General features: G+C 33.8%; 2 protein-coding genes and 1 tRNA gene. 1 reads left to right on the top strand and 2 read right to left on the bottom strand.

Annotated features, from left to right (window positions below; genetic code table 11):
* Positions 1–155 (bottom strand): transposase (locus tag IC220_RS08140; RefSeq protein ID WP_223158816.1); only part of this gene is annotated, 155 nt, incomplete at its 3' end.
* Between the two features lie 8 nt (positions 156–163).
* Positions 164–295, bottom strand: a complete 132-nt coding sequence (locus IC220_RS08045; protein WP_255424141.1) for a hypothetical protein — start codon at positions 293–295, stop codon at positions 164–166.
* A gap of 265 nt (positions 296–560) precedes the next feature.
* Between IC220_RS08045 and IC220_RS07655 the strand changes: the two genes are divergently transcribed.
* Positions 561–651, top strand: a tRNA-Ser gene (locus IC220_RS07655).
* Positions 652–1,244: the final 593 nt, after the last annotated feature.

The raw sequence follows: 1,244 nt of genomic DNA, 5'->3' as shown, positions 1-1,244 counted from the left end.
TTCTTGATTGCGCTCTTGATATAGTATGACTTTTTTTTTAAAGTTATTTTTAGCTGCTTTAGTCTATACCAAATTGCACTTATTCCAAAGCCAAGGTTTTGTTTCATTTCTGCTAGCGTATGATCTGGATGTTTTTTGACATAGTCCGCAAGCATTTTTGGATCTATTTTTCGGATAAATCTGACATTTTTTGATGGTTACAGGCTTTCACCCAAAGCTCTGTAACCTCTGCCTTTGACTTTCCTTTTTCCACCAAAGACACTGCTTTTTCTCTTAAATCTATACTATATACCATCACTTTTCCTACTCACTAATAGTATATTATACCCTTATCATTCGCTTTTGAAAGTACTATAGTTCCGGAAAATAATGATAAGTATACCATCACTCTCTGGGACCATACACCTAGGAAATTTTTCAACATAATAAAGTACATAGTGTTGTTAAAAGTGGCTATTCTCACTACTTTTTCTCTTTTTCCACTCTATTTTTTATGAGGTGGCCCTGTTTTGAAATCAAATTAGGTTGCTTAGAATCCAATATTGTGGTAAAAAATAAGTGGACGGATGGCCGAGTGGTTTAAGGCACCAGTCTTGAAAACTGACGTACGTGATAAGCGTACCGTGGGTTCAAATCCCACTCCGTCCGCCAAACAGCGTGTTTGAACCTATCTCCATACAAAATTTAGCATGAGCCACAATCCCAATACTGCTGGCTTTAGTCCTGTTAAGACGTGTACCTACGCACTTATCTTATTTTTCATAACTTATTAATTTTTCTTTCATAACACTATGTTTATGTAAAACTTTCTCACAAATACCCCTACCTTTTTCGCATTTTTGAGAAAAGTAAAGAGTAAATAATTGGATTTTTTGTTACGCTGAAGAGAAGGACTTTCTTAAAAAAAATATTTAATAATTTTGATCTTAATGGCACTTTATACTTCCATGTTTGACTATTTTTACTATAACTTCTATTCTCTTTCTTGAACTACTTGGATATCAATAGTTTTGCTTGATTTTCTGTTGACGTAAGTAAATACATATGCTTTATTTTCTCTTTTTTTACGTACGTGAATAGCTAATCAACTTCAAGAATTGTATATTTCCCTCTTGTACTTTATTGAGTTCTTTACGAAAGCCCTCCTTCACCATGTTTCTTGATCTATGCTGAAATTACAGAGTTATGCACCCCCTTTATCTTTTCCTATCGCACATATTCCCATGGAGTTTAGATACACATTA

It is taken from the genome of Wolbachia endosymbiont of Pentalonia nigronervosa, from assembly GCF_014534705.1.
In the GTDB taxonomy this organism is placed as follows: Bacteria; Pseudomonadota; Alphaproteobacteria; order Rickettsiales; family Anaplasmataceae; genus Wolbachia.
The sequence above is the reverse complement of the archived record's forward strand: the minus strand, read 5'-3'. Positions and strand labels throughout refer to the sequence as shown.

Coding starts and splice junctions, on each gene's coding strand:
- IC220_RS08045 (WP_255424141.1), bottom strand. CDS start 295: ATGGTATATAGTATAGATTTAAGAGAAAAAGCAGTGTCTTTGGTGGAA.